The organism is Tsukamurella serpentis, from assembly GCF_054780975.1.
The window spans coordinates 632,029-647,998 of record NZ_BAAGVH010000003.1 but is presented as its reverse complement, the minus strand read 5'-3'; the positions used below and the strand labels follow the sequence as shown (position 1 = coordinate 647,998).

General features: G+C 71.2%; 13 protein-coding genes. 2 read left to right on the top strand and 11 right to left on the bottom strand.

All coding sequences use genetic code 11. From position 1 onward, the window contains the following. Nucleotides 1–34 precede the first annotated feature (34 nt). The 6 genes from ACYVHG_RS11355 to typA form a co-directional block, all read right to left on the bottom strand. The gene (locus tag ACYVHG_RS11355; RefSeq protein WP_461167541.1) at nucleotides 35–763 is read right to left on the bottom strand and encodes a hypothetical protein; all 729 of its coding nucleotides are present in this window, start codon (nucleotides 761–763) and stop codon (nucleotides 35–37) included. Beyond that, nucleotides 760–3,309 carry a bifunctional FO biosynthesis protein CofGH gene (locus ACYVHG_RS11350; protein ID WP_461167653.1) on the bottom strand — a complete coding sequence of 850 codons (2,550 nt, stop codon included), beginning with the start codon at nucleotides 3,307–3,309 and terminating at the stop codon, nucleotides 760–762. Before ACYVHG_RS11350 ends, ACYVHG_RS11355 begins: the two co-directional genes overlap by 4 nt. 35 nt (nucleotides 3,310–3,344) lie before the next feature. After that, on the bottom strand, nucleotides 3,345–3,695 hold the full coding sequence (locus ACYVHG_RS11345) for a hypothetical protein (protein WP_461167540.1): 351 nt from the start codon (nucleotides 3,693–3,695) through the stop codon (nucleotides 3,345–3,347). Beyond that, nucleotides 3,695–4,594 carry an N-acetyl-1-D-myo-inositol-2-amino-2-deoxy-alpha-D-glucopyranoside deacetylase gene (gene mshB, locus ACYVHG_RS11340; RefSeq protein ID WP_461167539.1) on the bottom strand — a complete coding sequence of 300 codons (900 nt, stop codon included), beginning with the start codon at nucleotides 4,592–4,594 and terminating at the stop codon, nucleotides 3,695–3,697. Before mshB ends, ACYVHG_RS11345 begins: the two co-directional genes overlap by 1 nt. After that, nucleotides 4,591–6,456: an ABC transporter family substrate-binding protein gene (locus tag ACYVHG_RS11335; protein ID WP_461167538.1), complete on the bottom strand. Its 1,866-nt coding sequence runs from the start codon at nucleotides 6,454–6,456 to the stop codon at nucleotides 4,591–4,593. The genes mshB and ACYVHG_RS11335 overlap by 4 nt, the downstream gene beginning before the upstream one ends. A 92-nt stretch (nucleotides 6,457–6,548) precedes the next feature. After that, nucleotides 6,549–8,456, bottom strand: a complete 1,908-nt coding sequence (gene typA / locus ACYVHG_RS11330) for a translational GTPase TypA (RefSeq protein WP_461167537.1) — start codon at nucleotides 8,454–8,456, stop codon at nucleotides 6,549–6,551. 176 nt (nucleotides 8,457–8,632) lie between these two features. On the opposite strand from typA, the gene ACYVHG_RS11325 reads away from it, so the two are divergent. Beyond that, a complete protein-coding gene (locus ACYVHG_RS11325) occupies nucleotides 8,633–8,830 on the top strand; it encodes a hypothetical protein (RefSeq protein ID WP_461167536.1) in 198 nt (65 codons plus the stop codon). A 69-nt stretch (nucleotides 8,831–8,899) separates the two neighbouring features. On the opposite strand, the gene ACYVHG_RS11320 is transcribed toward ACYVHG_RS11325, so the two are convergent. Genes ACYVHG_RS11320 through ACYVHG_RS11305 form a run of 4 tightly spaced genes read right to left on the bottom strand, consistent with a single transcriptional unit; the run spans nucleotide 8,900 to nucleotide 13,983 of the window. Further along, on the bottom strand, nucleotides 8,900–9,961 hold the full coding sequence (locus ACYVHG_RS11320) for an ABC transporter ATP-binding protein (protein WP_461167535.1): 1,062 nt from the start codon (nucleotides 9,959–9,961) through the stop codon (nucleotides 8,900–8,902). Nucleotides 9,962–10,000: 39 nt separating this feature from the next. Beyond that, a complete protein-coding gene (locus ACYVHG_RS11315; RefSeq protein WP_461167534.1) occupies nucleotides 10,001–11,626 on the bottom strand; it encodes an ABC transporter permease in 1,626 nt (541 codons plus the stop codon). A 10-nt stretch (nucleotides 11,627–11,636) separates the two neighbouring features. Then, the gene (locus ACYVHG_RS11310) at nucleotides 11,637–12,701 is read right to left on the bottom strand and encodes a thiamine ABC transporter substrate-binding protein (protein WP_461167533.1); all 1,065 of its coding nucleotides are present in this window, start codon (nucleotides 12,699–12,701) and stop codon (nucleotides 11,637–11,639) included. Between the two features lie 4 nt (nucleotides 12,702–12,705). Beyond that, the gene (locus ACYVHG_RS11305; RefSeq protein ID WP_461167532.1) at nucleotides 12,706–13,983 is read right to left on the bottom strand and encodes a glycosyltransferase 87 family protein; all 1,278 of its coding nucleotides are present in this window, start codon (nucleotides 13,981–13,983) and stop codon (nucleotides 12,706–12,708) included. 57 nt (nucleotides 13,984–14,040) lie between these two features. On the opposite strand from ACYVHG_RS11305, the gene ACYVHG_RS11300 reads away from it, so the two are divergent. Then, on the top strand, nucleotides 14,041–14,805 hold the full coding sequence (locus ACYVHG_RS11300) for a lysostaphin resistance A-like protein (protein ID WP_461167531.1): 765 nt from the start codon (nucleotides 14,041–14,043) through the stop codon (nucleotides 14,803–14,805). A gap of 207 nt (nucleotides 14,806–15,012) precedes the next feature. Here the strand turns inward: ACYVHG_RS11300 and ACYVHG_RS11295 are convergent, their stop codons facing one another. Next, on the bottom strand, nucleotides 15,013–15,933 hold the full coding sequence (locus ACYVHG_RS11295) for a hypothetical protein (protein WP_461167530.1): 921 nt from the start codon (nucleotides 15,931–15,933) through the stop codon (nucleotides 15,013–15,015). Nucleotides 15,934–15,970: the final 37 nt, after the last annotated feature.

The window sequence follows — 15,970 nt, the reverse complement described above, 5'->3', positions numbered from 1 at the left end:
GATCATTCCGGCGCGACGGAGCTGAGACCCGGTTTCAGGAGTCGGCCGCCAGGGAGGCCTCCAGGCCGAGGATCTTGGCCCCGTCGGAGGCATGGGACTCGACGATGCGCAGGGTCGCGAACTCACCGGCGTATCCGGCGACCACTCCCACCACGGGCAGTTTGCCGAGGAAGTCGAAGGCCGTCGCCGGACGCGGCCGCCCGGCCAGCGCGGACCGCGCCGAACGCACCGTGTGCACCACCTCGCGCGCCGCTCCGAAGGCCGAACGCAGACCGCCGCGGAGCTTGTCCGCGGTCTCCCGCACCGGCACGAAGTCACCGAAGCCGGGCGCCGGCCCCAGCAGCTCGCGGGCGTCGATGTCCCGGCGGGCGAGCACCCGCGCGACCAGGTCGATCTGCTCGGGCTTATCGGTGATCCCGTGCTCACCGGCGACGCCGACGATCACCACGGTCTGGTTCGCGAAGCCGAGGTAGGGCTGCACCGGCAGCACCCGGGCGACGAAACCGAGGGCGCTCGGCCAAGCCACCGCGATGGTGGTGACGGCCCCCACCGGGATCACCCACCAGCGGGAACGGCCGTCGGCGTCTCGCCGGAGGTAGCCGTTGACCACCGGGATCGGGGTCATCCCGGCGAGTGTGGAGACCAGCCGGGCCCCGGCGACGGCGGGCCGGGCCACCGAGACGAAGACCCCCACCGTGCGGGCCAGTTCGAGGTCGGTGACCTCCGCCGAGACCGCGCCGCCGCGCGGCGACAGGGCGTTCACGCGGCACCGCGCTGAGCGTGTGTGGTGGTGCGCTCACGCGCTGGCCTACCGATGCCATTGGCGATCTCGTGCAACTGCGCCACCGTCTTCTCCGATCCGTGTGCCGATCCCGCCATCCGCGAGATGGTCTCCTCCATGAGCGTTCCGCCCAGGTCGTTCGCGCCGCCCTGCAACATGGCCTGGGTTCCGGCGGTTCCCAGTTTCACCCATGAGGTCTGCACATGGTCGATTCTGCCGTGCAACATCACCCGGGCCAGCGCGTGCACCGCCCGGTTGTCCCGTCTGCTCGGCCCCGGACGAGCCGCGCCGGCCAGGTACAGCGGCGCGCTCTGGTGCACGAAGGGCAGCGGCACGAACTCGGTGAACCCGCCGGTGCGGTCCTGGATCGATTTGATCACGTTCAGGTGCGTCACCCAGTGCGACGGCGCGTCGACGTGCCCGTACATCATCGTCGAGCTGGAGCGGATCCCCAGCTCGTGGGCGGTGGTCACCACGTCGACCCAGGCCGAGGTGGGCAGTTTCCCCTTGGTCAGTACCCACCGGACCTCGTCGTCGAGGATCTCCGCGGCGGTACCCGGAATGGTGTCCAGGCCCGCCTCACGCAATCCGGTCAGCCACTCCCGCACCGACTGACCGGACCGGGCGGCGCCGTTGACGATCTCCATCGGGCTGAAGGCGTGCACGTGCATGCCGGGTACCCGCTCCTTGACCGCGCGCACCAGGTCGGCGTAACCGGTGGCGGGCAGGTCGGGGTCGATACCACCCTGCATGCACACCTCGGTGGCGCCGACCCGCCACGCCTCCTCGGCCCGGTCGGCGACCTCGCTCAGCGACAGGGTGAAGGCGTCCGCATCGCCCTTGCGTTGCGCGAAGGCGCAGAACCGGCAGCCGGTGTAGCAGATGTTGGTGAAGTTGATGTTCCGGTTGACCACGTAGGTCACGTCCTCGCCGACGCTCTGGCGGCGCAGCTGATCGGCCAGGGCGACCAGCGCCTCCAGGCCGTCGCCGTCGGCGTGGGCCAGTGCCCGGTACTGGTCGTCGGAGAGACCGCCCGGGTTCTTCTCCGCCGCACGCAGCGCGGACAGCACATCCGATTCGACCTTCTCCGGCGCCGAGAGCGAGAGCACCTGCTCACGCACCGATTCCCAGTCACCGAAGGCCGAACCCAGGTCGGAGCGGCTGTCGGTGTGACGGCCGTCGGTGTCGATGGCGGTGTGCAGGTCCACCCGGCCCGACGATGCCCAGTCCTCGTCGGGCTCCTGCCAGGGCAGTCCGGTGGGCCTGGCCTGCGGATCGGCCAGCCCGGTCGCGGCATCGGCGAGGGCCGCCACGTGCGGCGCGACCCGCGGGTCGATCCACGGGCTTCCGGCGCGCACGTACCGCGGCTGCGCGGTGAGCCGTTGCCGCAGCTGGAAACCGGCCTCCGCGGTGATCTCGGCAAGGGCGTCCAGATCCGGCCACGGACGCTCGGGGTTCACGTGGTCCGGGGTGAGCGGCGAGACACCGCCCCAGTCGTCGACACCGGCTTCGAGCAGCGATCGGCACTCCTGTGCGGAGACCAGGTTCGGCGGGGCCTGCACTCGCATCGACGGACCCAGGATCAGCCGGGTGACGGCGATCGCCGCCCGGTACACCTGCAGATCGGCGTCGGCGACGCCACGCATGGCGGTGTCGGGCTTGGCGCGGAAGTTCTGGATGATCACCTCCTGCACGTGCCCGAACGCCTTGTGCACCTTGCGGATGGCCATGATCGACTCGGCGCGTTCCCGCTCGTCCTCTCCGATGCCGATCAGCAGCCCGGTGGTGAACGGCACCGACAGCCGGCCCGCGTCGGTGAGCGTGCGCAGCCGCACCGCCGGATCCTTGTCGGGCGAGCCGTAGTGCGGCCCGCCCTTGTCGGTGAACAGTCGCTCGGAGACGGTCTCGAGCATCATGCCCATCGACGGCGCCACCGGCTTGAGCCGGGAGATCTCCTCCCAGCTCATCACGCCCGGGTTCAGGTGCGGCAGCAGGCCGGTCTCCTCCAGCACCCGGATCGCCATGGCACGCACGTAGTCCAGGGTGGAGTCGTAACCGCGCTCGTCGAGCCAGGTGCGGGCCGCCTCCCAGCGGTCCTCGGGGCGGTCGCCCAACGTGAACAGGGCCTCCTGGCAGCCGAGTTCGGCGCCGCGCCGCGCGATCTCGACGATCTCGTCGGGTTCGAGGTAGGCACCGTGCCCCTGCGCGGCGAGCTTGCCGGGCACCGTGACGAAGGTGCAGTAGTGGCACCGGTCGCGGCACAGCCGGGTGATCGGGATGAACACCTTCTTCGAATAGGTGACCTGCGGAGTGCCGTCGGCGCCGATCAGCCCGGCCTCCCGCAGTCCGGCATCGCGCACCCGCGCCGCCGAGCGACACAGATCGTCGAGGTCGTCGTCGCGGGCGGCGAGCAGGACCTGGGCCTCGTCGACGTTGAGGACCGCTCCGTCACGCGCGCGGCGCAGTGCCCGGCGCATCGCCGAGGCCGTCGGCCGGTACGGCTGCACCGGCTTCGGTACCGACGGCATCGGCAGCGGTGCGGGTTCGGACGCTGAGGGGTCGGTCACTTCTCCGATGATGCCAGGTACCCCGCGGCGATGGGCATCCCGATCGCGCACAGCACCAGGATCAACAGGCGCCAGTCCGCGAGGACGACGATGCTCCCGGCCACACCGAGCAGGATCGCGGCGACCACCACCAGGAAGGCGATCACCGGGATCGCCGCATGCGCGGGCTCACCCGCCAGCCGCCGCGCCGACACCGAGATCCAGGCCAGGGCACCGCCGAACACGACCGCCGAGACCGGCAGTGGGATCGGCCCGGCGTACAGGTACAGGTACATCACCGCGCCGATGGCGCAGAACGCCCCGCTGAGCGCGCACAGGGCCAGGAGCAGGCGGTCGACGGTGTCCATCAGTGCACTCCTGCGAACAGGTCGCGTTCCACACCGTCCGGCCCGGGGGCGGCCTCGCCGCGGGCCAGGATGTACTGCTCCTCCCGGAGCACCGGCTGGGCGATCAGGTTGGTCAGCGCGAAGGCGGTACCGGCGTCGTCGACGGCGAGCTGGGTGCGGTGCGCCCGCAGTGCCGCGACCTTGCGGTCGGCGACCGCCGCGACGTCGATCAGCGCGGTCAGTTCGGTGTCCTCGTGCGCGGGCAGTTCCTGTGGGCGGGGCGATCGCCAAGCTGGGGGGAGACCGGTGAGCGCGGCCAGTTCGGCGTCGAGCCGGCCGCGGCCGGTGACGGTCCAGTACAGCTTCGCCACTCGCCAGGGCCGGTTCGACGGTCCCGCACCGGGGACTGCGGCGGCGTCCACTGCGGCCGCGGTGACGGCGTGCGCGGCGATGTGGTCCGGGTGGCCGTAGCCGCCGACCTCGTCGTAGCTGATCACCACGTGCGGCCGGCGCTCGCGGATGATCGCCGCCAGCGCCGCCACCGGTCCCCCGCCGGTCGCTGCTTCGGCGGCGGTGGCGAACGCCCGGGGGTGCCCGGCGGCGGGCGTCCCGGCCATACCGGAGTCGCGCCAGCGGCCGGCTCCGCCGAGGAAGAGCGGTTCGAGCACCGGCCCTGCGGGGTCGGAGAGCGCTGCCAGCGCCGCGCTGAGCTCACCGATCCGGTACCCGCCCAGCTGGTCGGCGTGCTCGGAGGTCAGCTGCGCGTGCTCCGGGGTCATCACCTCCCCCTCCTCGCCGAGAGTGCAGGTCACCACGGTCACCTCGGCGCCCTCGCTCAGGTATCTCGCGATGGTCCCGCCGGTGGTGATGCTCTCGTCGTCGGGGTGGGCGTGCACCAGCAGCAGCCGGCGCGAACTCATTTGCGGCCCCAGTTCTCCACACCGCTGAACACGCCGTCGCGCAGCGGACCGTCGAGGGTCACCCCGCGCACCGTCGGGCCGATCGCGGTCAGCGTCACGTCCTGCAGGATCGGCAGGACCGTGGCGCGCTGCCACAGGTCGGAGTCGATGGTGGCCAGGTCGATCGGCCCGCCCTGCAGGCCGTCGCGGGCCAGGCCCTGCAATTGCGGATCACACAGTCCGGAGAGGTTCCCGCCGACGGTCGTCGCCGACGGGTCGTTGGTGATGTTCGGTGCGGCGGGTGTGGTCGACACCGCCGGGCGCCCGCCGTTGCCGGAGGCCGCGGGCAGGGGCGGGCACTCGACCCGACCGGCGAACCGCTCCACCGGCGCCGGACCGGTACCGGACCAGCCGACGACGGCGTCCACGCCACCGTCGAGCAGTGCGGTTCCGGTGAGCACCTGCGGTTCCAGCGCCACCACGGAGGCGAAGACCCCCATCGCGCGCAACTGGTCGGTGGCATTGCTGGCCACCGCGAACGAGGCGACATCGCCCTGCGGGACACCGATCCGCAGGAACATCGGCACCCCGTCGCGCACGTACTGCCGCACGTTCTCCCCCGGCGCGGGCGACGGCGGGACCGGCAGCGCCGAGGGGTCGGCATCGGGGTCGGCCGCGCCACCGGCGGGCGCTCCGGCGGGTGGGGGCGGCGGAACGCTCTGGCTGGGCGGGATCGGCGCGTCCTGGACGGTGTAACCGGCCGCGGCGAGGGCCATCTCGAGCCGGGACTTCGCCTCGGCCGGTGTGGGCCGGGCGGGCATCGTCGGTGCGTATCCCGGGTCCGACGGTGCCAGCACCTGCGCCCGGGCCGGACGCACCGAGTCGCCGCCGGAGCCGACGGTGGTCAGCAGGTCGACGTTGACGGCATTGAGCAGGGCACGGCGCACCGCGGTGTCGGCGAGGAACTTCGAGCGGGTGTTCAGGGTCATCGACAGCACCCGCGGGTCGACCTGCTCGACCGCGCGGACCTGGTAGATCGAGGTCAGTTGCGCGAGCAGCGACGGTCCGCCGTGCATGGCCACGACCTGCACGTCACCGGTGCGCACCGAGTTCGCGAGCTGCGCATCGCTGCCACCCTTGCGCAGCACGATCCGGTCCACCAGCGCGGGTTTCATCCAGTACCGGTCGTTACGTTCGAGGGTGACCTCGTCCCGTGCGATGTCGACCTTCTTGACCAGGTAGCCGGCGCCGGAGGCGGGGATCTTCTCCCGGAGCGCGCCGTTGAAGCCGCCCGGGGAGCCCTTCACCAGGTGACTGGGCAGCAGGTTCTGGAACAGGCCGCGCCAACCGGGGAGCTCCGACTTGAGGGTGACGATCACCTGCTTACCGCCGGCCCCCGACGCCACCGATTCGATCCGCCGGTAGGCGGCCGATCCGACGGTGTCCGGGGCGGAGATCATCGACTCCCACAGGTAGACGAAGTCCTCGGCGGCGATCGGGGCACCGTCGGACCACTGGGCGTCCTGCCGGATGGTGTAGACGATGCGCAGCGGTCCCTGCTGCTCGACGGTGGGCACCAGGTCGGTGTTCTGTACCTGCACCGTACGCCCGTCGGGCCCCTTGACCTCGCGGAACACACTCGGCAGGGTCATCGCCGCGAGCGCCCGCGCGGCGGCCGAGGAGTTCGACGCCAGGTGCGGGTTGAAGCCCGCACCGAGGCCGTCGATCGCCACCTGGACGGTGGTCCCGGTGGCCGTCGGGATCTGCTGCGGCGCCGAGGTCTCGGAGCCGGGCACCGCCGGCGGAGGATCGGCGACGCACGCGGCCAGAGTGAGAGCAAGTAGAGCGGACGCCGCCGTCGGGCCCACCGACCTTCGTCGCACCTGCCGTCGCCTCCTGCCCGCTTCGTCTTGCCCGCTTCGTGTTACCTCTGGTGTCGACCGCCGTCCGGCGCCCTATCGATTTCTACCTCAGGTCAGCCGGCGGCCTGGTCCCGGGACTTCGCGCGGGAACGCTCGCGGGCCCGCTCGGTGGCGTTGAGGTGCACCTTGCGCACCCGGACCACCTCGGGGGTGACCTCGACGCACTCGTCGGCGGCGCAGAACTCCATCGCCGCCTCGAGCTCGAGCTTGATCGGCTTGGCCAGGGTCTCCATCACGTCGGCGGAGGACTGACGCATGTTGGTCAGCTTCTTCTCCTTGGTGACGTTGATGTCGAGGTCCTCGGCGCGCGGGTTGATGCCCACGACCATGCCCTCGTAGGTGTCGGCGCCGGGCTCGACGAAGAAGGTGCCGCGATCGGCGAGCTGGATCATCGCGAACGGGGTCACGCTGCCCTGGCGGTCGGAGACCAGCGAGCCGGTGTGGCGGGCGCGGATCTCGCCGGCCCACGGGGCGTACTCGTGGAAGACGGCGTTGGCGATACCGGTGCCGCGGGTCTCGGTGAGGAAGTCGGTGCGGAAGCCGATCAGGCCGCGGGAGGGGACGACGAACTCCATGCGGACCCAGCCGGTGCCCTGGTTGGCCATGGTCTCCATGCGGCCGCGGCGGTTCGCCAACAGCTGGGTGACCGAGCCGAGGTACTCCTCGGGCACGTCGACAGTCAGGTGCTCGTAGGGCTCGTGCACCTTGCCGTCGATCTTCTGCGTGACCACCTGCGGCTTGCCGACGGTCAGCTCGAAGCCCTCGCGGCGCATCTGCTCGACCAGGATGGCCAGCGCCAGCTCACCGCGGCCCTGCACCTCCCACTGGTCGGGCTTGCCGATGTCCATCACCTTGAGCGAGACGTTGCCGATCAGCTCCGAGTCCAGGCGCGACTTGACCATCCGGGCGGTCAGCTTGTGGCCGGAGACCTTGCCGACCAGCGGGCTGGTGTTGGTGCCGATGGTGACCGAGATGGCGGGCTGGTCGACGGTGATCCGCGGCAGCGCGACCGGGTTCTCCAGATCGGCGAGGGTGTCGCCGATCATGATCTCCGGGAAGCCCGCGACCGCGACGATGTCACCGGCGACGGACTCCTCGGCGGGCTTGCGCTCGACGCCCTCGGTGGCCAGCAGCTCGGTGACCTTGGCATTGGTGACCACGGGCTCGCCGTCGACCTCGCGCATCCAGGCCACGGTCTGGCCCTTGCGCAGCGTGCCGTTGTGGATCCGGACCAGTGCGAGCCGGCCCAGGAAGGCCGAGGCGTCGAGGTTGGTCACGTGGGCCTGTAGCGGGGCCTCGGGATCACCCTTGGGTGCGGGGATGTGATCGTGCAGGATCGCGAACAACTCGTCGAGGTTGTCGGCGGCCGGGACCTCACCGTTCGCGGGCGCGGTGGTGCTGGCCTTGCCCTCACGGCCGGAGGCGTAGACGACCGGCAGTTCCAGTGCGAGCTCGGCGGCCTCCGCGGCCTCGTCGGACAGGTCCGAGGCGAGGTCGAGCAGCAGGTCCTGCGCCTCGGTGACGACCTCCTCGATGCGAGCGTCGGGGCGGTCAGTCTTGTTGACCACCAGGATCACCGGCAGCGAGGCGGCGAGCGCCTTGCGGAGCACGAAACGGGTCTGCGGGAGCGGGCCCTCGGAGGCGTCCACCAGCAGGACGACACCGTCGACCATGGACAGGCCGCGCTCGACCTCACCGCCGAAGTCGGCGTGGCCGGGGGTGTCGATCACGTTGATGACGGTGGTGGTGCCGTCGGCGTTCACACGGTGCACCGCCGTGTTCTTCGCCAGGATGGTGATGCCCTTCTCCTTCTCCAGGTCACCGGAGTCCATCACGCGGTCCACCAGCTCGGCGCGCTCGCCGAACGCGCCGGACTGTCGCAGCATGGCGTCGACCAGGGTGGTCTTCCCGTGATCGACGTGCGCGACGATGGCGACGTTGCGGAAGCTGGACTGACTCACAAGGGTTCTCCTGGGGTTGGCGTCCGCGCCGGCGCGGGGCTGTGCGGACACGAAGAAGGGGCGTGTGAACACGCCTGGTCGATACCAGCTTAGGCGGAAGTGGGTGCCCCGCCCGAATCACCCACGTCGGATGTGACGATTCACAAGTTCGCATTAGGTTGCGCTAACCTACAACCGTGGGGAAGAAGAAGGCACACGAACTCGTGGGCAGCAAGCCCAAGAAGAAGTGCTGCCGCAAGAAGACCCGGTGCATGAAGTGCCCGGTGGTGATCCACCGGCTCAACCGGATGGCCGCCGACGGCGCCTCCAAGAAGGACATGCAGAAGTCACTCAAGACCGTCCGGGCGAATCCCGCACGCACCCGCGTCGCCTGACCTCCCATGACCACCCCGCGACGACCACCGCGCGGCGGTAACCGGTGGTGGATCCCGCAGGCACGCCGCTCAGCCGATGACGGCGACCCGACGCGGGTTCAGCGCGACCTGCACGGCGTCACCGTCGGCGGGCGCGGTGTCACCGAGCGCGTCCACCCGCAGTGGCCCGTCGCCGGTCTGCACCTCGACGGTGATCCGGACCCCGTCGAGGGTGGGCATCGAGGAGATCACCCGGGCCGGCACGCCCCGCGTCTGGATCACCACCGAACCCCGGCGCAGGCCCAGCTGGAACCTCCCGTCCGGGCAGTCCACCAGCACCGGTCCCAGCGCCGACCGCGCCTGCTGATCGGTGACCTGCGCGTCCAGCAGCACGGAGTAGCCGAGGAATCGCGCCACCTCCGCGGTGCGCGGCCGGCGCCAGAGCCGCTGCGGCAGGTCCACCTGGGCGATCTCGCCGGCGGCCAGGACTGCGACGGTGTCCGCCAGCTCCACCGCCTCGTCGTGGTCGTGGGTCACGATCAGCGCGGGAGTCCGTGCCTGATGCAGGATCCGCCGCAGGTCACCGGCGAGCCGGTCGCGCAACTGCCGGTCCAGCGCCGAGAGCGGCTCGTCCAGCAGTAGCAGCCGGGGCCGCGGGGCGAGGGCGCGGGCCAGGGCGACGCGCTGCTGCTGCCCGCCGGAGAGCTCCCCCACCGGCCGTGCGCCCATACCGGGCAGCCCCACCAGTTCCAGCAGTTCGGTGACCCGGGCGTCGGCGTCGGCGCGGGAGAAGCCCTGCCGCGCCATGCCGTAGCGGATGTTGCCGGCCACATCGCGGTGCCCGAACAGTTGCCCGTCCTGGAAGACCATGCCGAATCCGCGCTGATGAGTCGGGACCGCCGCGAGGTCGACACCGTCGAACAGGATCCGGCCGCCGGCCAGCGGTTCGAGTCCGGCGACGGCGCGCAGCAGGGTCGACTTCCCGCAACCGGACGGTCCCAGCAAGGCGGTCACCGAGGCGCCGCCCGCCGGATGCACCCCGCCGGACTCCCCGGTATCGCTGGGATCACTGGGACCGCCGACGGTCAGGCTCGCGCGCCGGACCGCGGTCTCGCGGCCGTATCGGACAGTGACCTCGTCGATGGTCAGCACGGCTGGCCTCCTCCTTGTTCTCGCACCTCTCGAGCTCTTTTAGAATTCCGCCGTGGCGCGCTGATCCCGGCGCAGGACCTCGACCAGGCCGATCACCAGCACCGTCGCCGCGATGAGCAGGACCGAGCAGGCGGCGGCGAGGGCGGCGTCCTCGAACCCGGGGCGGCCGGAGATCCGGCCGATGAGCACGGGCAGGGTCATCCGGTCGGGCCGGACCAGGAAGCTGGCTGCACCGAACTCGCCGAGCGTGACCACGTAGGCGAAACCGGCGGCGACGGCCACCGAGCGGCCGGCCAGTGGCAGATCCACCGAGGCCAGGACCCGCAGCGGGGAAGCGCCGAGGACCGCCGCGGCGTGCCGTTGCCGCGGGTCGATGGCCGCCAGCGCGGGCACCAGCACTCGCACCACCAGCGGCAACGCGACCATCGCCTGCACGAAGGGCAGCACCGCCGGGGATTCGCGGACGCCCGGCAGGGACTGCAGTGCCAGCAGGTAGCCGAAGCCCAGGGTCACCGCGCTCACGCCGAGCGGGAGCATCACCACCGCGTCGGCGAACCGGCTCAGCGGCCCCCGGGACCGGGATATCGCCAGTGCCGCGAGGGCGCCGAGGACCAGTGCGATGCCGCCCGCCTGCGCGGCCGTGACCAACGACATGAGCAGAGCCTTCGCCGGGACGACACCGCCGAAGTCCGCGGTGATCCGGCGATAGGCGTCCAGGCTGATCGCACCCGACGGATCGGGGTGCAGTGACCGCATGAGGAGCGCCGCGAGGGGGAACAGCAAGAGCACCGTCGCCACCGGGACACCCAGCACGATCGCCACCCGCGCCCGGATTCCGGTGCGGGTGCGCGGCACCCGAGCCGCGGAGATCGGCCGTGCGGCCCGCGCGCGCAGGAGACCGCTGAGTGCGACCGCGACGATCACCACCGCGATCTGCACCAACGCGAGCAGCGCCGCGGTGCGCAGATCGAAAGCGCCGACGACCTCCTGGTAGACGGCCGTTTCCAGGGTTCGCAGCCGGCTCCCGCCCACCACCAGCACCACACCGAAGCTGGTGGCGCAGAACAGGAAGACCACCGATGCGGCGGACGCGACGGCGGGCAGCAGTGCGGGGGCGGTGGCCGTGCAGAACGCCCGTACCGGTCCGGCGCCGAGGGTACGGGCCGCCTGCTCGGCCCGCGGGTCCACCCCCGACCACACGCCGCCGACGATCCGGGCGACCACCGAGACGTTGAAGTAGGCGTGAGCGATCAGCACCGCCCATACGGTTTCGGACAGGCCGAGAACGCCGAGCGTGCCGCCGGGCGCGAACAGCGTGCGGAAGGCCACGCCGACCACCACCGTCGGCAGCACGAAGGGCACCGTCGCCAGTACCCGGATCAGCCCTTGACCGCGGAATCCGGCACGCGCGGTCAGCCACGCCAGCGGCAGTCCCAGGGCCACGGTGAGCAGTGTCGATGCCGCCGCCTGCCAGAGCGTGAACCACACCAGGCCCAGCCCCCCGGCGCCGGTGAAGCCCTCCATCAGGGAGACACCGTCGGAGGTCAGCCCGCGGGCGATGATCGCGGCCACGGGCCAGAGGAAGAAGACGGCGACGAACACCAGCGGCGCGGCGAGCAGCGCCAGCCGCCCGCCGCTCGATCGCACCCCGCTGCCCGCGCTCACCGGCCCGCGCTCACCGGCCCATGAGCTGGCGCCAGGTGCGCACCCAGCCGTCCCGCTCGTCGGCCAGGCGCTCGGCCGGCAGGATCGCCGGCTTCGGTGGGACCGGGGCGAACTGCGCCCAGGTCTTCGGCAGCGGCACGTCCCGGGTCACGGGGTAGACGTACATCTGTTCCGGTACCGCGGCCTGCACGGCGGGTGAGAGCAGGAAGTCGATGAGCTTGCGGGCACCGTCGGGGTTCTTGGTGCCGCGCAGTACCCCGGCGTACTCGACCTGCCGGAAGCAGGTGTCCAGCAGCGCCTTGGTGGCCGGGGCGGAGCCGTCCTTGCCGACCTCGGCCGCGGGCGAGCTGGCGTAGGACACCACGATCGGCTTGGGTCCCTTGCCGGACGATCCGGAGAAGTCGGTGGAGTACGCGGTCGACCAGTTCGGGGCGACGGTGACGTCGTTGGCGCGCAGTGCGCGCCAGAAGTCCTGCCAGCCCTCGCCGAGCGCGCCCACGGTGCCGGCCAGGAAGGCCATCCCGGGAGAGGCGGTCTCGGGGTTCTGCACCACGGTCAGCCCGCGGTACTCGGGTGCGGCGAGATCCTGATAGGTGCGGGGCTCGGGCAGGTTCTTGTCCCGGAAGTAGCGAGTGTCGATGTTGACGCACACGTCGCCGAAGTCGACGGCGGTCAGTTGTGGCATTCCGGGCACGGCGTAGGCCGCGGCCCCCTCGGCCGCCGCCGGGGAGAGGTACTCGTCGAAGACGCCGGACCGCACCGGCCGCGCGGCGTAGGTGTTGTCCACGCCGAAGGCGACGTCACCGGGCGGGTTGCCCGGGGTCAGGGACAGTTTGGTGGCCAGCTCACCGCCGTCGCCGAGTTCGACGGTGCGGATCTTCAGGGAGGTCTGCCGGGTGAAGTCGGCGAGCAGGTTCTCCGGGAGCTGGAAGCTCGAGTGCGTCACCAGGGTCACGGTTCCGGCGGCGGCGCTCTGTTCGCCCCCGCGCGACGGTGCGGTGCCGGTGGCGCAGGCGCTGGTGGCCAGGGTCGCCGCTGCGACGAACGCGATACCCAGACGTCCGATTCTGATCATCGGCTCAGACTACGGTCCTCAGCTGTCGACGGCGCGCCAGTATCAGTGCGACCAGCCCGGCGGCCGCGAGCGCGCCGTGTGCCATCAGGATCGACCAGAGGAAACCGTCGTGGATGCCGATCGCCCCCAGGCCCTTGAGCATGAAGTGCACACCCACGTACCCGAACCCGGCGACGAACCCCGCGAGCACGGTCGACCAGCGCGTGTAGGCCGGTCCAGGACTGCGCAGGTCGGCACCGCCGCAGCGTCCGAGCGGGCCGTGCACCACCCAGATCAGCAGCGGCAGGATCCACACGAAGTGGTGGATCCAGGAGATCGGCGATCCGAGCAGGCCCAGGAGTTGCACCAGGACCAGTGCGATCAGCGCGTCTCCGCGGCGCACCACCCACCAGGCGGCCAGCAGCAGTGCGGCGGCGACGGCGACCGCGACGATCCACGCGGCGCCGGTACCCACGTCCTGACCGGCCAGTCGTGAGATCGCACCGCGCAGGGCCTGATTGTCGGGCTTCGCCGGGTCGCCGATCGGACCGGTGTCACCGAGCAGCACGGTGAAGTAGCGGCGGGTCTCGGCCGGTAGCAGCAGGTAGCTGACCGCCACCGTCGCGCCGAAGGTCAGCGCCGAACCCGCGGCCGCCCAGATCCGGCCCCGGGCCAGCAGGAACAGCCCGCCAACGGCCGGGGTGAGCTTGATCCCGGCGGCGATGCCGATCAGCAGTCCGGTGGCGCCGTCCACCCTGGCCGGGCGCAGTGCGAGCGCGGGCGCTCCGGTGCGCGCCAGCAGATACGCCGCCCAGACCCCGAAGGTCATCAGCACCACGTTGATCTGGCCGTAGTCCAGGTTGGTGCGGACCGGGTCGATCCACAGCGCGGCCGCGGTCCAGACCAGGGCGAGTTCGGGCGGGACGTCGCCCAGGCGCGACGGTGCGCCACGCCCGGCGGCCAGGATCGCCAGGCACATCCGCACCACCAGGAACAGCAGCGCCGCGGTGAGGAACACCCAGCCGATCGCCACCACCGGGAACGGCAGGAACTTGAGCGGGAAGAAGAACAGGCCCGCGAACGGCGGGTAGGTGAACGGCAACGGCTGGTTCGGGGTGTAGTCCGAGAGCGCGAAGTCGTAGAGGCCACCGTCGGCGACCCGGCTCGCGGCCTCGTAATAGACCCGCAGGTCCACGAAGTTGAAGTTGTGCTTCCCCGCGAGGATCCAGACGATGCGTGCGCCGACGGCCAGCAGGAACACCGGAAGTGCCACGCGGCGCAACCCCGACCCCACACTCGTCACGGGCTCACACCTTAGCCACGGTCACACTCGTTGCGCGAACCACCGCCGATGGGGACCATGGAGCGGGTGAACGCAGCACCGACCGGCCCGAGTGCACCGTCCGGCACCCGGGCGGTGGTCTCGGGCACCCGCGCTCTCGTCGATGTGGGCGTGGTGGTGGCGGTACTGGTCGCGACGAATCTGATCGCGCATTTCACCGGCAGCTGGACCGCGCTGCTCGCGGTTCCGGTGTCCGCGGTGCTCCTGATCGGTATCGCCCGCCATCGTGGGCTCCACTGGCACGAGCTGGGCCTGGGGCGCGCGCATTGGCGGTCGGGGGCGAAGTACGCGGCTGTCGCGGTGCTGATCGTGGCGACGGTGATCGCCGTCGGTGCGCTGCTGCCGGCGACTCGCGGACTGTTCCTCAACGACCGGTACGCGACGTTCTCGACGGCGCTGATCGCGTCGATGGTGATCATCCCGCTGCAGACGGTGATCCCGGAGGAACTGGCCTTCCGCGGCGCTCTGCACGGCACGCTGTCGCGCGCGATGCGGCTGCGTTGGGTCGCGGCCACCGGCTCGCTGTTGTTCGGTTTCTGGCACATCGCCTCGTCACTGGGGTTGACCAGCTCGAACGCGGGGCTCACGCGGATCCTCGGCGTCGGCCCGCTGGCGCAGTTCCTGGGGATCGCGGGTGCGGTGTTGGCGACGGCCGCGGCGGGCTACGTCTTCACCTGGCTCCGTTCGCGTAGCGGCTCCCTGATCGCCCCCATCGCGCTGCACTGGTGTCTCAACGGCGCCGGCGCCCTCGCCGCCGCCTTCGCCTGGCAACTCCTCCGCTGACCTCGTCCCCCGCTCCCCTCGCCCCGCCCCGCTCGGCCTCGCCCCGCCTCGCTCCGCTCGGGGCCGTCCCTAGCGGGACGTGAGCGTCCCTAGGTCCATGGACATGGGGAATGCACGTAGCCCTGGGGTCGCGGCGTCCCGCTAGGGACGACACCCGGGTCACGCAGTCGGGAATCAGCGGGGAACGGCGGGGTTGTCAGCAGGGCATCAGCCGGGGAAACGCGGCACAGATGCCAGGACACCCGCGCGGAACAGCGCCGTCGTCAGAATCCGGTAGAACCGCTCACGATTGCGCAGGTCCTCCCACGACCAGTGGCAGACGATCATGCCGAGGGAAGCGAAATCGCTGTCCCGCCGCTTCTCGTAGCGCCGACGGTCCGCGTCCGACTCGTACTTGCCGTCACCGTCGAACTCGCCGACGAGCGGGCCCCACCGGAAGTCGGCGTAGTACGTCCGGCCGGACACCACGAACTTGCATTGCAGCTCGGGCATCGGCAACTTCCACTCGATCATCCGCGCCCGCGACCACGACTCCCCCACCGATTCACTGCAGGTGACCGAGTCCGCGAGCGCGCGCAGCGCCACCTCGCGGCCGGTCCGCGGACCGAGCTCGTCGATCACCCGGACCAGATCGGCCCTCGGCACGCTCGGCCGGCCGACCGGGGTCCGCGGGACCAGTCTGGCAGCGTCGAGAACCGCGAGGGCCTGCTCGTAATCGCCGGACATCGCGATGTCGACGGCGGTCCTGGCCGCAGATGTCACCTTCAGACCTTCGAGCAGCACCACGTCCTGCGGCGGCAGCGGCCGCGGGTGCACGTGCCGCCTGGCGCTGACGAAGCCGCCTCGATGGCGGTGGTCGATCGTGCTGTGCACGTGGCTGTAGTCGGGAGCGAGCATCGGCAGGCCCCACAGGATCGCCGCGCTCTGGTGACTGAGCACGCCCCAGCCGCCGACGGTGCCGGCCGCGCGAACCATCCGTTCGTACTCGATCCATGGCTGCTCGACCGGCCGGTCCGTGTAGACGGTCCGCCACAGTGGTCGCAGCGTCTTGTTCCGCAGCGCCTGCCGAATCCGATTGCGCGTCCATCCCTGCGCGAACAGCAGTTCGCGTGTCAGAAGTTCCCCCATGGCTGCGATCCTGCTCCGAAGGCACCGCCGCAGTGGG

What these genes read in the sequence shown, in the direction of transcription:
- ACYVHG_RS11350 (WP_461167653.1), bottom strand. Translation starts at nt 3,309, where the DNA reads ATGCCGTCGGTACCGAAGCCGGTGCAGCCGTACCGGCCGACGGCCTCG.
- ACYVHG_RS11345 (WP_461167540.1), bottom strand. Translation starts at nt 3,695, where the DNA reads ATGGACACCGTCGACCGCCTGCTCCTGGCCCTGTGCGCGCTCAGCGGG.
- mshB (WP_461167539.1), bottom strand. Translation starts at nt 4,594, where the DNA reads ATGAGTTCGCGCCGGCTGCTGCTGGTGCACGCCCACCCCGACGACGAG.
- ACYVHG_RS11310 (WP_461167533.1), bottom strand. Translation starts at nt 12,701, where the DNA reads ATGATCAGAATCGGACGTCTGGGTATCGCGTTCGTCGCAGCGGCGACC.
- ACYVHG_RS11300 (WP_461167531.1), top strand. Translation starts at nt 14,041, where the DNA reads ATGGAGCGGGTGAACGCAGCACCGACCGGCCCGAGTGCACCGTCCGGC.
- ACYVHG_RS11295 (WP_461167530.1), bottom strand. Translation starts at nt 15,933, where the DNA reads ATGGGGGAACTTCTGACACGCGAACTGCTGTTCGCGCAGGGATGGACG.